Raw genomic sequence first — 15,213 nt, 5'->3', positions numbered from 1 at the left:
TGCCATGGAGGCACTGGCCGTACGGCTGTCGGGACTCGATCCGTACGTCGACGGCGCGATGCGCATCGTCGCGTTCTACGACACCCTCATGCGCCGCCGCGTCGACCTCCCGGCGCTCGCCCGCGCCTCGGCCGGCCTGGCCGAGTGCGTCGCCGGGATACGACTGCACGGCACCGGCCGCTCGACGCGTGTCTCCCCCCACGGCACACAGGCGGCCACCCCTCCGGCACCCGCGTCGACGGAGGTGCCGATCACCCTCGACGAGGAGGAGATCGGCACGGTCTGGCTGGAGCGCCCGGGCCCGCCGCATCCGCTCGACGAGGTCCTCCTCGACCGGTTCGCCCTCGCCGCGGCGGGCGCCGCGGAGCGCTACGGCCCCGCGCGCACCACCATGGCCGACCCCGCCCTCGTCGAACTGGTCATCAGCTCCGACAGCGACGATGCCGCCAGGGCGCGGGCGCTCCGCCTCCTGGGCTTCGCCCCCGAACTCCCGGTCCACGTCGTCGCCGTCCGCACCCGCCTCCCGCTCGACCGCGTCGGCACCCTGGTCTGCCCGGCCCGCCCGGTGAAGGCGGCACCGCTCGCCGACGTGGGCGTCATCCTGACCACCACCGTGGACCGTACGGGTTTCCCCGCAGGAGTACGGGCGGGCATCGGCGCCACCGAGAACCCCGGTCGCTCCTGGCGCCAGGCCCGCACGGCCCTCCGCTTCACCACCCCGCGCGAACCCGTCGTCCACCACACCGACCTCGGAGCGCTGGCCCTCCTGGCGGACGTCCCGGAGGACGCCGTACGGGACAACCCCGACGTGACCGCCGTCGGCCGCCTGTCACCGGAGGACCTGGAGACACTGGACGCCTACTGCGCCACCTCCTCCGTCCGCAGAGCGGCCGAACTCCTCCACCTCCACCACAGCAGCATCGCCCGCCGCCTCGACCACATCGGCAGGACGCTCGCCCTGGACCTCACGACCCCCACGGGCCGGACCCGTGCCCGCCTCGCCCTCACCACACGGCGCCTGCTCGACGACTGAGCGTCTCCGGTGGAGGGAAGTCCCGCCCCGGGCGTCGCGCGTCGAGCACCGCGCCGGGCCCGTGGCGTCGCGCCGTGCCCGTGGCGTCGCGCCGTCTGCTCGACCCGTGCGAGGAGCCGGGACCTGGAGCCGATGCGCGGGAGACAGGGGCGGTGGGGTCGTCTCGGGTCCGTCTCGGGTCCGTCTCGGGTCCGTCTCAGGGATAGACCTCAGGGGCCCGATCCGGGGGACTCGGGGTCGGTTCGGGGTGATCACCGATGGTCAGCGGGCCGCGGGGGAAGGAGAGTTGAGGGTGTCAGGGGGCGAGTGGGCCCCGCAGCACCAGCAGAGCGGAGCACCCCCGTGCGCGTCCGTCCGACCACCCTCCACCGCCTCGCCCTGGCCGGCCTCGCCGCCTCGGTCCTCGCGATCGGAGCCGGCGCCCCCGCCGCCACGGCCCTCGCCCCGACGCGGCCGCACACGGCGAGCACGGCGCCCGCCTTCGACTCCGAGCCCCTGCGGACACTGGTCACGCCCCTGCCGAGCCACCACGCGGGCGTACTCGTCAGAGTGGACGGACCGGGCCGCGGCCCCCTGTGGACCGGCACCGCCGGACCCGTCACCGCCGATGACCACTTCCGCATCGGCAGCGTGACGAAGGTCTTCACCCACACGATCGCCCTGCAACTGGTCGCCGAGCACCGCATCGGCATCGACGACCCGGTGCGGCGCCACCTCCCGGACCTGATACCGGCCGACTACGGCACGGTGACGGTACGGCAGTTGCTCGACCACACCAGTGGTCTCCCCGTCCCGGCCCCCACCCCGGCACCCGGCGACGGGCCGGGCTGGTGGCTGCGGGGCGTGACGCCCCGGGACGCGGTCCGGGACACGTTCGCGCTCGCCGCGGGGGACCAGCAGGGGAACGAGCACCGCCCCGCTCCCGGCACGGTCCAGCAGTACAACGGGATCAACACCGTCATCATCGGCCTGCTCGTGGAGAAGGCCACCGGCCACACCTTCCGGCACGAGCTCGACCGGCGGATCCTCCGCCCCCTCCGGCTGAGGGACACCAGCCTCCCCGCCGCCGACGACTTCACCCTCCCGAGCCCGCACACCCGCGTGTCGGTCGACGGACACGACGTCACCGAGCAGAACCCGTATCCCTGGGCGGAGGGAGGGGTGATCTCCACCGCCGCCGACCTGGACCGTTTCATGACGGCCCTCTTCCGGGGCCGCCTGCTCCCGCCCGCCCAGCAGAAGCTGGCCTTCTCGGTCCCCCAGGTGCCCAACGCCCCGGCCAACAAGAACTGCCTCAAGGCCGGCGGCGCCTGCTACAGCCCCGGCGGGCTGATGCGCCTCACGGTGAACGGCGTCACCGTATGGGGCAAGACGGGATCCCGCCCGGGCTGGGAGAACGGCATGTTCGCCACGCGTGACCTCCAGCGCCGCCTGGTCTACTCGTTCAACCCCAACGGCACCGGCAGCGGGAAGGACTACGGCGACTACATAACGAACGTCGCCGGCGCGGCTTTCGCCGGCGTGACCGTCACGGACGAAGCCCGCTGACCGTCCCCCGCGCGGTCTGTCCGAAGCCTCGACGGCCCCGGGGCGACGACCCGTCATCCGGGCAGTGCGGACCACCAGGTGGCCGGGGCGGGGAGTTCGGTGACCGGCCGACGGCCGGCGCGGGGGATCCCGAGCCGCTCGCGGGCCCGGTGGACGGCGGCGAGCTGCGCCTCGGCCGGCGGGCCCCAGTCGAAGAGCTCGACGGCCTGCTCCGGCGTGGCCAGCACCCGGGTGTAGGTGCGGCCGGTGGCCGGATCGACGCCCGCCGGGCCGATGCCGGTGAGGGCCGCGGCGTACCGGACCCGGGCGCTCGGCTCGTCCGGGTCGGAGAGGTACCCGAGGAACTCCGGCTCGCCGAAGGAGGAGGCGGCCTCCTCGCGGACCTCACGGCGCAGCGTGGCCACGAAGTCGCCGCCGTCCTGGGGTTCGGGCGTGCCCCCGGGGAGACAGGCCGCGCCCGTGTCCGGCTCCAGCAGGACGAGCACCCGGCCGTCGGGCGCCAGGAGCCAGCCCCAGGCCTGGCACACGCGAAGCTCCGCCGGGGCCGGACCGGGGTGGAAGGGGAAGTGGTGCCGCGCGCGGGCGGTGCGCAGGACGGCGGCCCTGTCGAGGGCGGTGGGGGAGAGGGGGAGACCGTTCTCCAGGAACACGGGACCGGAGCCGTCGATCCGGGCGCGGAGCGCGGACAGGGTGCGGCGGGCGTCGCGGGCGGACATCAGGTCGGGCAGCCGCGCGGGCTCGGCGAACTCGATGGACTCGACCTCGTGTTCGGGCAGACGGATCGCGGCGATCCGCTCCGCGTCCCAGGTGCCTCCGTCGTACACGTGCAGGATCTCGCCGTTGAACCGCATGACGGGCGGCGCGTCGACGCTTTCGGCCGAGACCCAGTCGACCGCGAGCCCGCGCTCGACGGTCATGGCCACCCCGAGCTCCTCCCGCATTTCGCGGGAGGCCGCGCTGGAGGGCGATTCACCCTTGTCGACGGCACCGCCCGGCAGGAGGCAGGTGTCGCGGTAGTCGACGTGCTGGACCAGGACCCGTCCCCGCACGTCGGTGATCAGCACGGACGCCCCGGCCCACAGGGAGGCCCCGGCGCGCAGGGCCCCGTACTCCTCGTCGCTCATCGAGGAAGCGGGAAGGTCGTCAGAGGAAGGAGGAGTGACCATGTGTCTCCGATCGCCGGCTGCCCCGAGGGACGTCGAGGGACCGACCGGCGGTCGGTCCGCCCTCCGGGCCGTGAGGTGGGGGGAAGGAAGGGATTTCCAGCGGCCCGGCGGGTTATGCCATCTTTTCCTCCGGCTCGCTCTTCGACGCGGTGTGTCCGGCCTGACCGGGGACGGTGGGCGCCAGGAACTGGCGGGCCTGGAGGTCGTACGCCTCCCGGAACGCCCCGGTGCCCCGGGACGGGTCCATGAGTTCCTCGAACGTGCCGTGCTCGACGACCCGGCCCCGCTCCAGGACGTAGATGAGGTCGGCGTGGCGGACACTGTGCAGCCGGTGGGTGATCAGGACGGTCGTCTGGCCCGTGCCGGCGAGCCGGTGGATCTGGTCGAAGACCCGTTGCTCGGCCACCGGGTCCAGCGCGCTGGTCGGCTCGTCGACGACGAGGACCTGGCCGTTCCGGTAGCGCGCCCGCGCCAGTCCGACCTTCTGCCACTGCCCGCCGGAGATCTCCTGGCCGCCCTGGTAGCCACGGGCCAGCAGGGTGTCCAGGCCGCGCGGCAGTTTCGCCACGACATCGTCGGCTCCCGCGTACGCGGCCGCGGCGTCGACGTCACGGTCGTCGATCGTCCTCCCGGGCCGGCCGATCCCGATGTTCACCCGGGCGGTGAACGGCCACCGGTGGAAGTTCTGGGCGACCATCGCGACCCGGGAGAACAGCCGGGCCCGGCAGGCCTCCGCCGCGTCGACCTCGCCCCACATCACCCGGCCGGTCGCGGGCATGTGCAGACCGCAGAGCAGCTTGGACACCGTGGTCTTGCCCGAACCGTTCGCCCCCACGAGGGCCACGGTCCTGCCGCGCGGGATGACGAGGTCCACCTCCCGCAGCGAGGGTTCCTCGGCGCCCTGGTAGGAGAAGGTGACGTTCTCGAACCGGATCGCGTCGAAGTCCTCCGGCACGTCGAGACCCGTCTCCGGGATCGCCCGCCGCTCCGCCTCGGTGCAGAGCCGCTCCAGGTCGGCGACGAAGAGGGACTCCTCCTGGATGTCCGTGACCCTCAGCACCAGGTCGGTGATGCTCGCCGATCCGGCCCGGATGGCGAGCACCGCGGTTCCGCCGACCGCGAGTGCCATCTGCCCCTTCCACAGGAGCAGTCCCAGTACGGCGTACGCGGCGACCGTCGCCACACCACGGGCGCCGTCCGCGAACAGTCCCGTGCGCGCCCCGACCCACGCGAGGCGGGTCTGTTCGCGCTCGCTGGTCTCCGCCATGCCGCGGAAGTGCTCCAGCAGGAACGGCCCCACGTCGTGGACCCGGACCTCGCCCGCCGCCTGCTGGTCGATCAGGAGCCGGCTGAGCAGCTGTGCGGCGCGCGCGTGCTGGACGAACCGGTGCCAGCTCTCGTACCGCGCACGGGCCATCGTCAGGGACCCCCAGGCGCTCGGCAGCGCCATCGCGACGAGGAGCGGCAGCAGCGCCACATGCAGGACGGTCAGGACGCTCGCCGCCGCGATCAGGGAGATCGCGGAGGCGACGACGGCGGTGCAGTAGCCGACCATCCGCCGGGCCCCGTCGGCACCCCACTGGGCCGAGTCCATCAGCTTGTGGAACGCGTCGTCCTCGATCGCGTCCATCTCGACCCGGGCGACGAGGCCCAGGTACCGCTCGGTGGCGACCCGTTGGACCTTCGGCTCCAGGATGCCCGTCGAGGCGGTGGACGCCGATCTCAGCAGCGAGGAGAGGATCGCCGTCACCGACACGAGGACGAGCGACGGCAGGGCCGCCCGCAGCCGGTCGGCGAGGATCCCCGACGCCAGCAGCTCGGTGAGCAGCGCGTTCACCGCCACCAGGGAGAAGGCCTGGGCCACACCGCGGCCGATCTCGCTGACGGCCACCGTGTACAGCGCGCGGCGGTCGGCCTGCCGGGCGAGCCGCACGGCGATCCCGACCTGGCGGGGGAAGCTCACGGCCATGTTCCACATGCCGAGCCTCACCCAGGTCCCGCGGTGCTGGCTCCAGCCCTCGTCGTAGGCGAGTTCACCGCCGAACAGCAGCCGCTCGGACGCCGAGACGCCCTCGGTCGGCGGGGTGCTGTCCGTCGGCGCTGTGGACGCTGTGGTGTCCGTGGGTGTGGGGCGCATGGCGTTCTCCGGGAGCCGGGTGCGGGCTGTCGGAGAGCTCAACGACAGGGGCGGGCCGGTCGAACACATGTGTTTCGGACGGTGGCCGAACCCTGTGGCAGAGCGAAAGCACGTTCGTGCCGGGTGCATCGACCCGTGCGCCGGGTGGGTCGTGGCCTCGCGCGCGTGTGGCCGAAACGCCGACACGCGGCGGGGGTCAGGTGCTCCGGAAGGAGCGTCCGGGCCTTCCCATCCCGGCCGAGCCCCCGCGGACCCTCAGGATCCCGCCAGTTCGGCGTTCGCGCGCTCGGTGAGGAGGGTCAGTACGCGGCCCGCGGTCGCGAGGTCCTCGGCCGGGATGCCGGCGTACAGCCGGGCGGAGATCTCGGCGGTCTCGGCGGTGGTGGTCTCGTACAGCTCCCGGCCGGCGGCCGTCACCCGCAGCCGGGAGGCCTCCGCCGGGTCCTGCTCCAGCAGCTTCGTGGCCGTGAGCCCGTCGATCACGCCGCGCACGACGGACTCGGCCGCCTTCAGCGAGCCGATGACGTCGGAGACGAGCGCGTCCCGGTCGACGGAGTCGCCCGCGGTCACGACGGCCCGGAGGGTCACGCTCTGCTCGAACGTGGCTCCGTGGCGGGTGAGCACGCCCTCCAGGAGGGCGCGCGCGGAGTAGTGGGCCAGGGCGATGACGCGGCCGTTGGTCGTCGGCGCGGTGGTGGGTGCGGTGGTGGTCATGACTGCTCCTCGAAGTTCTCGGTGTGCGGATCAAGGGGTGCGTCGAGCAGGGCCGCGAGATCGCGGGTGAACTGTCGTGCGCGCGGGCCGTCCTGTCCCCCGAGCGGCTCCAGCATCTGGTCCAGGAGGCCCTGGACCACCCCGATCGCGCGGCGGGTCACGTCGCGCCCCTGGTCGGTGAGCGACAGTTGCATCGCGCGCGGGTCGTCCGGGTCCCGGGTGCGGGCGACGAGTCCGGACGCCTCCAGCGCACGGGCGAGCTTGGAGACGTACAGCGGTTCGAGCCCGGTGTGGTCGGCCAGCTGTCGCTGGCTCGGCCGGAGCCCGGAGCGCGCCAAGCCGTGCAGGGACCCCATCAGGGCGTACTGGGCATGGGTCAGGCCCAGCGGTGCGACCGCCCGGTCGACGGCCACGCGCCACTTCATCGACAGGCGCCAGACGAGGAATCCCGCCGTGGCGCTCTCGGTTTCTGAACTCACACAGATACCGTACATGGCTACTATGTACATGGCTACTATTTTCTCGACCGCGTCGCCGACGGCGCTCGGCACCGGGCGGCCGCCGCCGCGGCCCCCCGCTCGGCCGGTCAGCGGCCCGGTCGCCCGGCGGCGGTCGTCAGCCCTTCTCGCTCAGGGCCACCAGACCGTCCATGCCCATCACGTACACCTGGCCGCCGCCCGCCCAGAAGGCGCGCGCCGGACCGCTCTGCATGGCCGTGGAGAACCGGTGGTGCCAGCGGACCTCGCCGTCCGTCGCGTCCAGGGCCCACAGATGGCCGCCCGCGGCGAGGTAGACGGTCTCGTCCGCGCTCTGGAGCACCGGCAGGGCGCCCGTGGCATCGGCGATCGTGCCCGCCCAGCGCACGGTGCCACCACGGGCGTCGAAGGCGTAGACGGTGATCGCCAGTGCGTCCCGGGCGCGGGCGGTGGCGTAGACGGTCCGGCCGTCAGGGCTCGCGACGACGGCCTTCAGGGCGACCTCGGGGGAGGTCCAGACGACGTGACCGTTCGCCGGGTCGACGGCTCGCAGACGGTCGGTCACATGGAGGAACAGACCACCGGCCGAGGAGTGCGGCCCGTCGGTCCAGTGGTCGTAGCGACCGTCGGTGAGCCGCTCCATGGGGTCGGTCGCGGCGCCGGGCGACGGCTGCTCCCAGGCGAACTTCCGCGTGCGGACGTCGAGCGCCGCCATCGTCTGGGCGCTGCCGTCGGTGTTCTTGCTGGCCCACAGCAGACGGGTGCCCGAGGACGGCACGAACAGCCGGCCCTGGGGGTACTTGACCGCGGGGTCCGTGAGGATGCTGTTCCAGGCCGTCTTCCGCTTCGCCACGTCCACGGCCCAGAGCATCGGCCCGGCGACGATCTGGAAGCCCTTCTTCGGGTCGATCATGCTCGCCCCGGCCGTGCCCGTGAGGTACACCGTGCCGTCCAGCGCACCCGCCACCCCCACACCCGTGGGCGACTTGTACGGCGCGGGCAGCGTCCACGCCTCGGCGCCGCTGTCCAGGCGGATGGCCCGCAGCGCCTTCTCGAGCTCGCCCGCGCCCCGGCGGAGCACGGCGTACGCCATGCCGCCGCCCACGGCCGCGATGCTCCCCTCGATGGCTCCGGCGGAGGAGTCCGGCAGATGGGCCACCGGACCCCAGCGGCGACGGCCCGCCGGATCGAAGGCCCAGATGTGTTTCGCGCTGAACGCGACGACCGTTCCGCCCTCGCCCGCGATCTGGACCACGGGCTCGGAGACGGAAGCCGTCCACAGCGGCTTCGCCTCGGCCCCGTTGCCCAGCGGGCGCTTCGGGTCGGTGCGGGCGGGGGCGGGCGCCTTCGCGTCGGACTTCGCCTTCGGCTTCGGCGGATCGTCCCGCCCCAGCCACAGGCCGAACCCGGTGCCGCCGCCCGCTAGGGCCACCGCCCCGGACGCGAGACCGAGCGTCAGGAGCCGGCGGCGGCCCGGGTCCGCCGGGCCGGTCCCCGGCGCCGACGGCGCGTACGGAGGGACGACGGGCGGTACGGGCGGCAGCGGGGGCACCGGTGCGGGCGGCGGCGCGGCCGACGCGGCCGGCGTGGGCGCCATGACCGCCGCCGCCCGCTCGATCGCGGCGATCAGTGCGGGCGGCAGCCACACGCCGGAGGTGCGGGGCGTTCCCGCCCTCCGCGCGAGGTCGACGATCTGGCGCGGGGTGGGACGGCCGCCGGGATCCTTCGCCAGGCACGCGGCGACCAGGAGCCGCAGTCCGTCGGGGACCGCCGAGAGGTCGGGTTCCTCGTGCGCCACGCGCCGCAGCACGTCCTGCGGTCGCGCGGAGCCCTCCTCGCCGTCGAACGGGCCCGCCCCGCGCGCGGCGAACACGAGGGTCGAGCCGAGCGAGAACACGTCGCTCGCCGGGGTGAGCGGATGCCCGAAGGCCTGCTCGGGCGACATGTACGCGGGCGTGCCCAGGATCATCCCGGTGGCCGTGAGCGCCGTCCCGTCCGTGGCGCGGGCGATGCCGAAGTCGATGACGTGCGGCCCGTCCAGGGCGAGCAGCACATTGCCCGGCTTGAGGTCGCGGTGGGTCAGACCGGCCCGGTGGATCGACTCCAGGGACTCGGCGACCCCGGCCGCGAGCGCCCGCAGCGCGGGCTCCGGCAGCGGGCCGTCCAGGGCCACCGCCCGGCCGAGCGAGACGCCCGGGACGTACGCGGTCGCCATCCACGGCACCGGGCCGTCGGGGTCCGCGTCGACCAGGGGCGCGGTGAACGCCCCGGAGGCGGCCCGGGCCGCCGTCACCTCGGCGGCGAACCGGGCCCGGAAGCCCGCGTCCCCGGCCAGCTCAGGCCGGATCAGTTTCACCGCGACGGTCCGGCCTCCCGGCGACCGCCCCAGGTAGACCGCGCCCATGCCGCCCTCGCCCAGCCGTCCCCGCAGGCCGTACGGACCGATCGCGGGCGGATCGCCGGGCAGCAGCGGCATCAGGGGCGCGAAGGGCTCCGGGGGTTCCTGCGGTTCCCACGGGTTCATGGTCAGGCTCCGTTCGCGTCGAGTGCGGCGACGGTCGTCGCACCGGTGTCTGCGATGCACAGCCGCCGGTCGCCGGCCGCCCAGGCGAGGTTCGTGGCGCTGATCCCCTTGAACCCGCCGTACTTCCAGCGCGGCGCGCCGTTCGCGGCGTCGAAGGCCCACAGCATGCCGTCCGCCCCGATCCGGTACACGTTCCCGTCGGCGTACAGCAGCCGGGCGCCCGGGGCGGGCGACCCCTTGGCGTCGGCCGGGACCGGACGGCGCCAGCGGGCCTTGCCCGTCGCCGCGTCCAGGGCGACCAGCGAGAGCCCGCCGTCCGTGTCCCGTACCAGCACGTACGCCACGGTGCCCCGCTCGTCGGTCGCGACGCCGTCGCCCAGCCGGGAGGCGCCGACGACGTCCGGCACCGTCCACGCCCGTGTGCCCTTCGCCGTGTCGAACGCGACCAGGGTGCCGTGGTCGTCGACGACGAGGAAGTACGCTCCCGCAGCCCCGAGCAGTGCGGCCTTGAACTCCTTCGACCAGGTCATCGTGCCCTTCGTGCCCACCGCGACGATCCGCTCGGTGTCGGCGTACAGCAGGCCGCCGCCCGATCGGGGCAGCCCCCAGAACACGGGCATCGCCCGCGCCTTGTGCAGCCAGGCGGTACGGCGGGTGCCGAGGTCCAGTGCCCACACGGCCATCTCGCTGGTGCCGCTCTCGTCCATCGTGAGCGGCAGGAGGTAGGCACGGCCGCCGCGGACGCCGGGGAAGCCGAGCACTCCGGCGGAGCCCTGGTCGTCCAGGGTCGCCGTCCAGGGCTCCTTGCCGTCGGTCAGGCGGATCGAGAGCACCGCCGCCCGTACCGCGCTCCGGCCCGGCGTCGGCGTGGCGGTGGCGGTCCCCGCCGCGTACAGCCGGGTGCCGTCCACGGCGGCGATCCGCAGGGCGGTCGTGCTCATCGCGGAGAAGTACATGCCGTGGTCCTCGCCCTTCACCGTCCACGCGGTGCCGCCCTGGCGATCGAGGCCCACCACCTCGCGCAGGGTCACGCAGGCGACGATCCCGTTCCCGGGGAGGACCTGGACGGCGGCGCCCGGCAGTTTCGTCTGCCAGGTCAGCTTCGCGTCGGGGACGCTGTCGGGGGAGGGCCGGGACGGGCCGGGCGTGCCGCCGGAGGCGCCGCCGCTTCCGCCGCCCCCGGCACCGGAGCCGTCCCCGGCGAGGGAGCCGTCCCGGTTCAGGGCCCACACCGTGCCCCCGCCCGCGACTGCGAGCGCGCCGCCGGTCAGGCCCAGGAGCAGCTTCCGCCGGCCCGGCCCGCGTCGCTCCGGAGGCGGTACGAGATCCTCCACCGGGCCGGTGAGCGGGACCGTCGGGTCCGGTTCGGGCGGCGTCCCGAGGGCCGTCCGCAGCGCGAGGACCTCGGCCGCGACCGGATCGGGGAGCCAGCCGGCCGGTTCCGCGGGCCGGTCCGCACGGGGGCCGTCGCCGTACCCCAGCCGGGGGTCGGAGCGGCCGGCGAGCCCCTGGACGTACGCGATCACCTCGCGCGGGGAGGGCCGCCGCTCCGGCTCCTTCGCCAGGCACCGCTCGATCAGGGGCCGCAGGCGCGCGGGGACCGCCGACAGGTCGGGCTCGGTGTGCACGACCCGGAAGAGCACCGCCGCGCTCGCGCCGTCCCCGAACGGGCTCTCCCCGCACGCGGCGAACGCGACCGTCGTCCCCAGCGAGAACACGTCGCTCGCCGGGGTGAGGTGCTGCCCGAGCGCCTGCTCCGGGGACATGTACGGCGCCGAGCCGATCACCGAACCGGTGGAGGTCAGCGCCGTGCCGTCGGTGGCGCGGGCGATGCCGAAGTCGATGACGTGCGGCCCGTCCAGGGCGAGCAGCACGTTCGCCGGCTTCAGATCCCGGTGGATCACCTCCGCCGCGTGGATCCCCACGAGGGCCTCGGCGAGGCCGGCCGTGAGCATCCGTAACGCGTCCTCCGGCAGCGGGCCGTGCGCCGCGACCGCCCGGTGCAGCGAGACGCCCACGACGAACGCGGTCGCCATCCACGGCGCCCGGGCGTCCGGGTCGGCGTCCACGACCGGCGCGGTGAAGGCGCCCGACACCCGCCGCGCCGCCGCGACCTCCCGGCGGAAGCGGTCCCGGAAGGCGCCGTCGACGGCCAGGTCCGGCCGCACCATCTTCACGGCCACGGTCCGCCCTCCGGACGACCGCCCCAGGTACACCGCGCCCATACCGCCCGCGCCCAGCCGCGCGACGAGCGTGTACGGCCCGGCCTCCCGCGGATCGTCCGCGTGGAGTCGCTCCATCGTGGTCCCCGTTCCTCGACGGCCCCACAGGTTACCGGCGCGGAGGGTGCTCGGGTCCGGGGTTCGCGATCTCCATGGAACGCGTCGCCCCGAGGACGGCCGTCAGGCCTTCCCCGCCCTGGCCGCGGGGGAGTCGGGACCGCAGGACATACGGGCCGCCTCCAGGAGCGGTTGCCCCGGATCCACCTTCGGCACGGTCGTGGAGCACTCCAGGATGCCCGAACCGTCCGTGTCCCACCCGACCGCGCGGCCCACCGCGGGCGCGCCGTTGCCGCAGGCGTACCGGAAGTCGGCGGTGATCGCGCGTACCCAGGTGTACTCCACGACCTCTCCGGCGCCCTCGACGACGGTGGAGTCCGGCTCGTTCCTCGGCACCGCCCTGTGGACGTCGGCGAAGTCGTAGGCGTCGCCGAGGGCGGCGTCCGAGTCTCCGATGCGGGCGCCCAGGGACCGGAGCGTGGCCTTCACGTCGGCCCGCGGCCCCTTCTCGAAGGTGACGGCGGTCGGCGGCGTGTGGAGCGGCACGATCCTGTTCGTCAGCGTGCCGCCCCCCTTGCCCAGCTTCTGCTTCGCGGCGACGCCGGTCAGCACGTCCCGCTTGTCGACGTTGAACCAGGTGTACGTGCCGTTCGCGCAGGGCGCCCCGGTCGCCCCGGTCGCCTTCGTGGCGCGCGCGGGCGCCGCGCCGCCCCCGTCCGTACAGGCGACCGCGCCGGCGAGCAGCGCGGCGACGCCGCACACGGACAGCCCGAGCCTCGTGATCCTCGTGTTCATGTTCCCCCCTGAGACCTGTGCCACTGGTCGATGGCGCAGGCCTCGACCCTGGCCGTCGAGAGGACTTCCGGACAAGGGACTTGAGCCACTTCTGAGCTGGTTCGGGAGGACGCGGTCAGGACGGGAGCGCGCCGAGGAGGCGGAGCTGGGTGAGGACGTCCACGATGCCGCGGACCTCGGCGATCCGTCCGTCCGTGAAACGGAGGACGAAGATCTCGCCGTACGTGACGGTCCTCCCCGTGGGCGCCAGGCCCCGGTACTCGCCGAGGTGGGTGCCGGTCACCGTGTTCCTGGCGACGACCCTGTCGCCCTCCGCGACCGTCTCCTCCAGCGTGACGTGGATGTCGGGGAACGCCCGCAGGAGTACCTCCCAGACCCGCTTCAGGGACTCCCTTCCCGTGCCGCCCATGGGGACCGGTGCGTGGAAGACCAGGTCCGGTGCGGTGAACTCGTCGATGGCCTTCGCCACGAGTTCCGGGTCGCCGCTGTTCGTGGCGGAGTGGAAGCGGTGGAGCACCGCGATGTTGTCCGTCGTCTCGTCGTTCGGCACGGGGAGTCTCCTTCTGCTGGGGGGCGGGGCGCCCCGGCATTAGGACGGTGCAGCGGCCGGAGATGTGACATGGCCCGTACCGGCGTGAGAGTCGTATGCGAGGGTTCGGGCGGTTGCGTCCGGTATCCAGAATGTGGAGCGCCGGTAAAGCGCGGGAAAAGCCCTCCCGCGCGAGCTGCGGTTCCCGCACGGACTGTTTCGGCAGTCTTGACGCGTTCTTGGCGCCCCTCCAGCCCTCCCGGACGGATCGGAACAACGGATTCCGCAGCGGAAGGCCCATTGACCTGCGGTTCTGCTCACGCTTCCATTCAGCCCGGGAGCTCCACGGAACCACCTGATCACCAGCCGCCTCGGAGGCGATACCGCTCCCGCTCAGATCTACCGCTCGCATCGATCGGAACCGCCTGATGACCGACACCCTCAGCGCACCGCACGCGGTGGCCCCCCAGACCGGCCCCGTGCCGCAGAAGCTCAAGCGTTCCATCGGTGTCGTGGGCGGCACCCTGCTCACGCTCTCGTGCGTGACGCCCGCCTCCACCCTCTTCGTGGTCGTACCGGACCTCTTCGACGGCGTCGGCACGTACGCCGCCCTGACCATCGCCATCGGCTCGCTGCTCTGTATCGGCGTGGCGTTCTGCTACTCCGAGCTGGGCACCCTGATCCCCAGCGCGGGCGGCGAGTACGCCATCGTCTCCACCCTCTCGGGCCGCCTGGCCGGGTGGCTCGTGTTCGTGCTGTCCCTGCTGGTCGTGATGATCGTGCCACCGGTGATCGCGATGGGGACCGCCGACTACCTCGCGCCCCTGGTGCACATCCCCGCCCCGCTCGCCGGCGCGGGCGTCATGCTCCTCGCCACCCTCGCGGGCCTCCTCGACCTGCGCGCCAACGCCTGGATCACCGGCATCTTCCTCGTCCTCGAGGTGATCGCCGCGGGCATCGTCGCGATCCTCGGCTTCGCCCACTCCGAGCGGGGCGTCGGTTCTCTCATCCACGGCCAGGTCGCCGCCGAGGGCGGCACGCACTCGCTGGTCACCGGAGCCATGGTCGTCTCCGGCCTCGCCATCGCCCTCTTCATCACCCAGGGCTTCTCGACGGCCGTCTACCTCTCCGAGGAGCTGGAGAACCCCCGCCGCAACGTGGCCCGCACCGTGCTCGCCACCCTCGCCATCTCGACCGCCGTCATCCTGGTGCCCGTCGTCGCGATCACCCTCGGCGCCGGCGACCTGGAGACCCTGACCGGCGGCGACATCAGCGGCATGATCGCGGCCTGGTCCAACTCCGCCGTAGGCACCTTCATCAGCCTCTGCGTGGCGCTGGCCATCATCAACGCCGGCATCGTGATGGTCATCCAGAACTCCCGCGTGCTGTTCGCGTCCGCCCGCGACAAGGCCTGGCCCGAGCCCGTCAACAACGCCCTGTCCCGCCTGGGCCGCTTCGGCTCCCCGTGGGTGGCCACCCTGGTCGTGGGCGTGCCGGGCGCGGCGCTGTGCTTCGTCAACCTCGACACCCTCTACGGCGTCACCGGCGTCTCCGTCACCGGCATGTACCTCCTGGTGGCCGTGGCGGCCCTGTTCAGCCGGCGCGGCGCGCACCGTGACGTCCCGGCGTGGCGCATGCCGCTGTGGCCGGCGGTCCCGGTGGTCCTGATCGGCGTGCTCGCGTACGTGCTCTCCATGCAGGACGTCGAATACCTGCTGTGGACCGGCGGCATCACGGCGGTGGCGACCCTCTACTGGGCGCTGTACCTGCGGCCGCGCAAGGACACCCGCTGGCTGGTCAGCATCCCCGAGGACGAGCCGGCCTGACCCTTCCGGCACCATCCCGCGCGAGGGCCGGGGCGCTTCACGGCGCCCCGGCCCTCGGGCGTTCCCCGGGCGGCGGCGCCCTGCGTGCCGTACGCGCCGGAGGACGTCGGGCGATCACTCCGTACGGGGGGAGGACGGGGGCTCCCGCGTGTCGTGACGGGCGCCATGGGCAGCGGAAACGTATCT

The 15,213-nt window shown here is 73.8% G+C and carries 11 protein-coding genes; 3 read left to right on the top strand and 8 right to left on the bottom strand.

What is annotated here, in order from left to right; all coding sequences use genetic code 11:
• The first annotated feature begins 4 nt into the window (after positions 1–4).
• Both ACN9MM_RS03470 and ACN9MM_RS03465 read left to right on the top strand, forming a co-directional pair.
• A complete protein-coding gene (locus ACN9MM_RS03470) occupies positions 5–1,033 on the top strand; it encodes a PucR family transcriptional regulator (RefSeq protein WP_426362219.1) in 1,029 nt (342 codons plus the stop codon).
• 342 nt (positions 1,034–1,375) lie between these two features.
• A complete protein-coding gene (locus tag ACN9MM_RS03465) occupies positions 1,376–2,581 on the top strand; it encodes a serine hydrolase domain-containing protein (RefSeq protein ID WP_426362218.1) in 1,206 nt (401 codons plus the stop codon).
• A gap of 53 nt (positions 2,582–2,634) precedes the next feature.
• On the opposite strand, the gene ACN9MM_RS03460 is transcribed toward ACN9MM_RS03465, so the two are convergent.
• The 8 genes from ACN9MM_RS03460 to ACN9MM_RS03425 form a co-directional block, all read right to left on the bottom strand.
• The gene (locus ACN9MM_RS03460; protein WP_426362217.1) at positions 2,635–3,705 is read right to left on the bottom strand and encodes an NUDIX domain-containing protein; all 1,071 of its coding nucleotides are present in this window, start codon (positions 3,703–3,705) and stop codon (positions 2,635–2,637) included.
• Positions 3,706–3,859: 154 nt separating this feature from the next.
• The gene (locus ACN9MM_RS03455) at positions 3,860–5,884 is read right to left on the bottom strand and encodes an ATP-binding cassette domain-containing protein (RefSeq protein WP_426362216.1); all 2,025 of its coding nucleotides are present in this window, start codon (positions 5,882–5,884) and stop codon (positions 3,860–3,862) included.
• A gap of 255 nt (positions 5,885–6,139) precedes the next feature.
• A complete protein-coding gene (locus ACN9MM_RS03450; protein WP_426362215.1) occupies positions 6,140–6,598 on the bottom strand; it encodes a MarR family transcriptional regulator in 459 nt (152 codons plus the stop codon).
• Positions 6,595–7,077, bottom strand: coding sequence for a MarR family winged helix-turn-helix transcriptional regulator (locus ACN9MM_RS03445; protein ID WP_426362214.1), 483 nt, complete (start codon positions 7,075–7,077; stop codon positions 6,595–6,597). Before ACN9MM_RS03445 ends, ACN9MM_RS03450 begins: the two co-directional genes overlap by 4 nt.
• Before the next feature lie 136 nt (positions 7,078–7,213).
• Entirely contained in the window at positions 7,214–9,598 is a 2,385-nt protein-coding gene (locus ACN9MM_RS03440; protein ID WP_426362213.1) for a protein kinase domain-containing protein, read from the bottom strand.
• Between the two features lie 2 nt (positions 9,599–9,600).
• A complete protein-coding gene (locus tag ACN9MM_RS03435) occupies positions 9,601–11,898 on the bottom strand; it encodes a protein kinase domain-containing protein (protein WP_426362212.1) in 2,298 nt (765 codons plus the stop codon).
• A gap of 102 nt (positions 11,899–12,000) precedes the next feature.
• Complete coding sequence (locus tag ACN9MM_RS03430) at positions 12,001–12,672, bottom strand: hypothetical protein (RefSeq protein WP_426362211.1); 672 nt, start codon at positions 12,670–12,672, stop codon at positions 12,001–12,003.
• 115 nt (positions 12,673–12,787) lie between these two features.
• A complete protein-coding gene (locus tag ACN9MM_RS03425) occupies positions 12,788–13,222 on the bottom strand; it encodes an ester cyclase (RefSeq protein ID WP_426362210.1) in 435 nt (144 codons plus the stop codon).
• A 407-nt stretch (positions 13,223–13,629) separates the two neighbouring features.
• Between ACN9MM_RS03425 and ACN9MM_RS03420 the strand changes: the two genes are divergently transcribed.
• Entirely contained in the window at positions 13,630–15,027 is a 1,398-nt protein-coding gene (locus ACN9MM_RS03420; RefSeq protein ID WP_426362209.1) for an APC family permease, read from the top strand.
• The last annotated feature ends 186 nt before the right edge of the window (positions 15,028–15,213 follow it).

Origin of the sequence: Streptomyces sp. E-08 (assembly GCF_049913095.1) — a bacterium.
In the GTDB taxonomy this organism is placed as follows: Bacteria; Actinomycetota; Actinomycetes; order Streptomycetales; family Streptomycetaceae; genus Streptomyces.
Note: the sequence above shows the minus strand (reverse complement) of the source record. Positions and strands in the feature narration are given on the sequence as shown.

Coding starts and splice junctions, on each gene's coding strand:
- ACN9MM_RS03430 (WP_426362211.1), bottom strand. CDS start 12,672: ATGAACACGAGGATCACGAGGCTCGGGCTGTCCGTGTGCGGCGTCGCC.
- ACN9MM_RS03470 (WP_426362219.1), top strand. CDS start 5: ATGGAGGCACTGGCCGTACGGCTGTCGGGACTCGATCCGTACGTCGAC.
- ACN9MM_RS03440 (WP_426362213.1), bottom strand. CDS start 9,598: ATGAACCCGTGGGAACCGCAGGAACCCCCGGAGCCCTTCGCGCCCCTG.
- ACN9MM_RS03460 (WP_426362217.1), bottom strand. CDS start 3,705: ATGAGCGACGAGGAGTACGGGGCCCTGCGCGCCGGGGCCTCCCTGTGG.
- ACN9MM_RS03450 (WP_426362215.1), bottom strand. CDS start 6,598: ATGACCACCACCGCACCCACCACCGCGCCGACGACCAACGGCCGCGTC.
- ACN9MM_RS03435 (WP_426362212.1), bottom strand. CDS start 11,898: ATGGAGCGACTCCACGCGGACGATCCGCGGGAGGCCGGGCCGTACACG.
- ACN9MM_RS03455 (WP_426362216.1), bottom strand. CDS start 5,884: ATGCGCCCCACACCCACGGACACCACAGCGTCCACAGCGCCGACGGAC.
- ACN9MM_RS03420 (WP_426362209.1), top strand. CDS start 13,630: ATGACCGACACCCTCAGCGCACCGCACGCGGTGGCCCCCCAGACCGGC.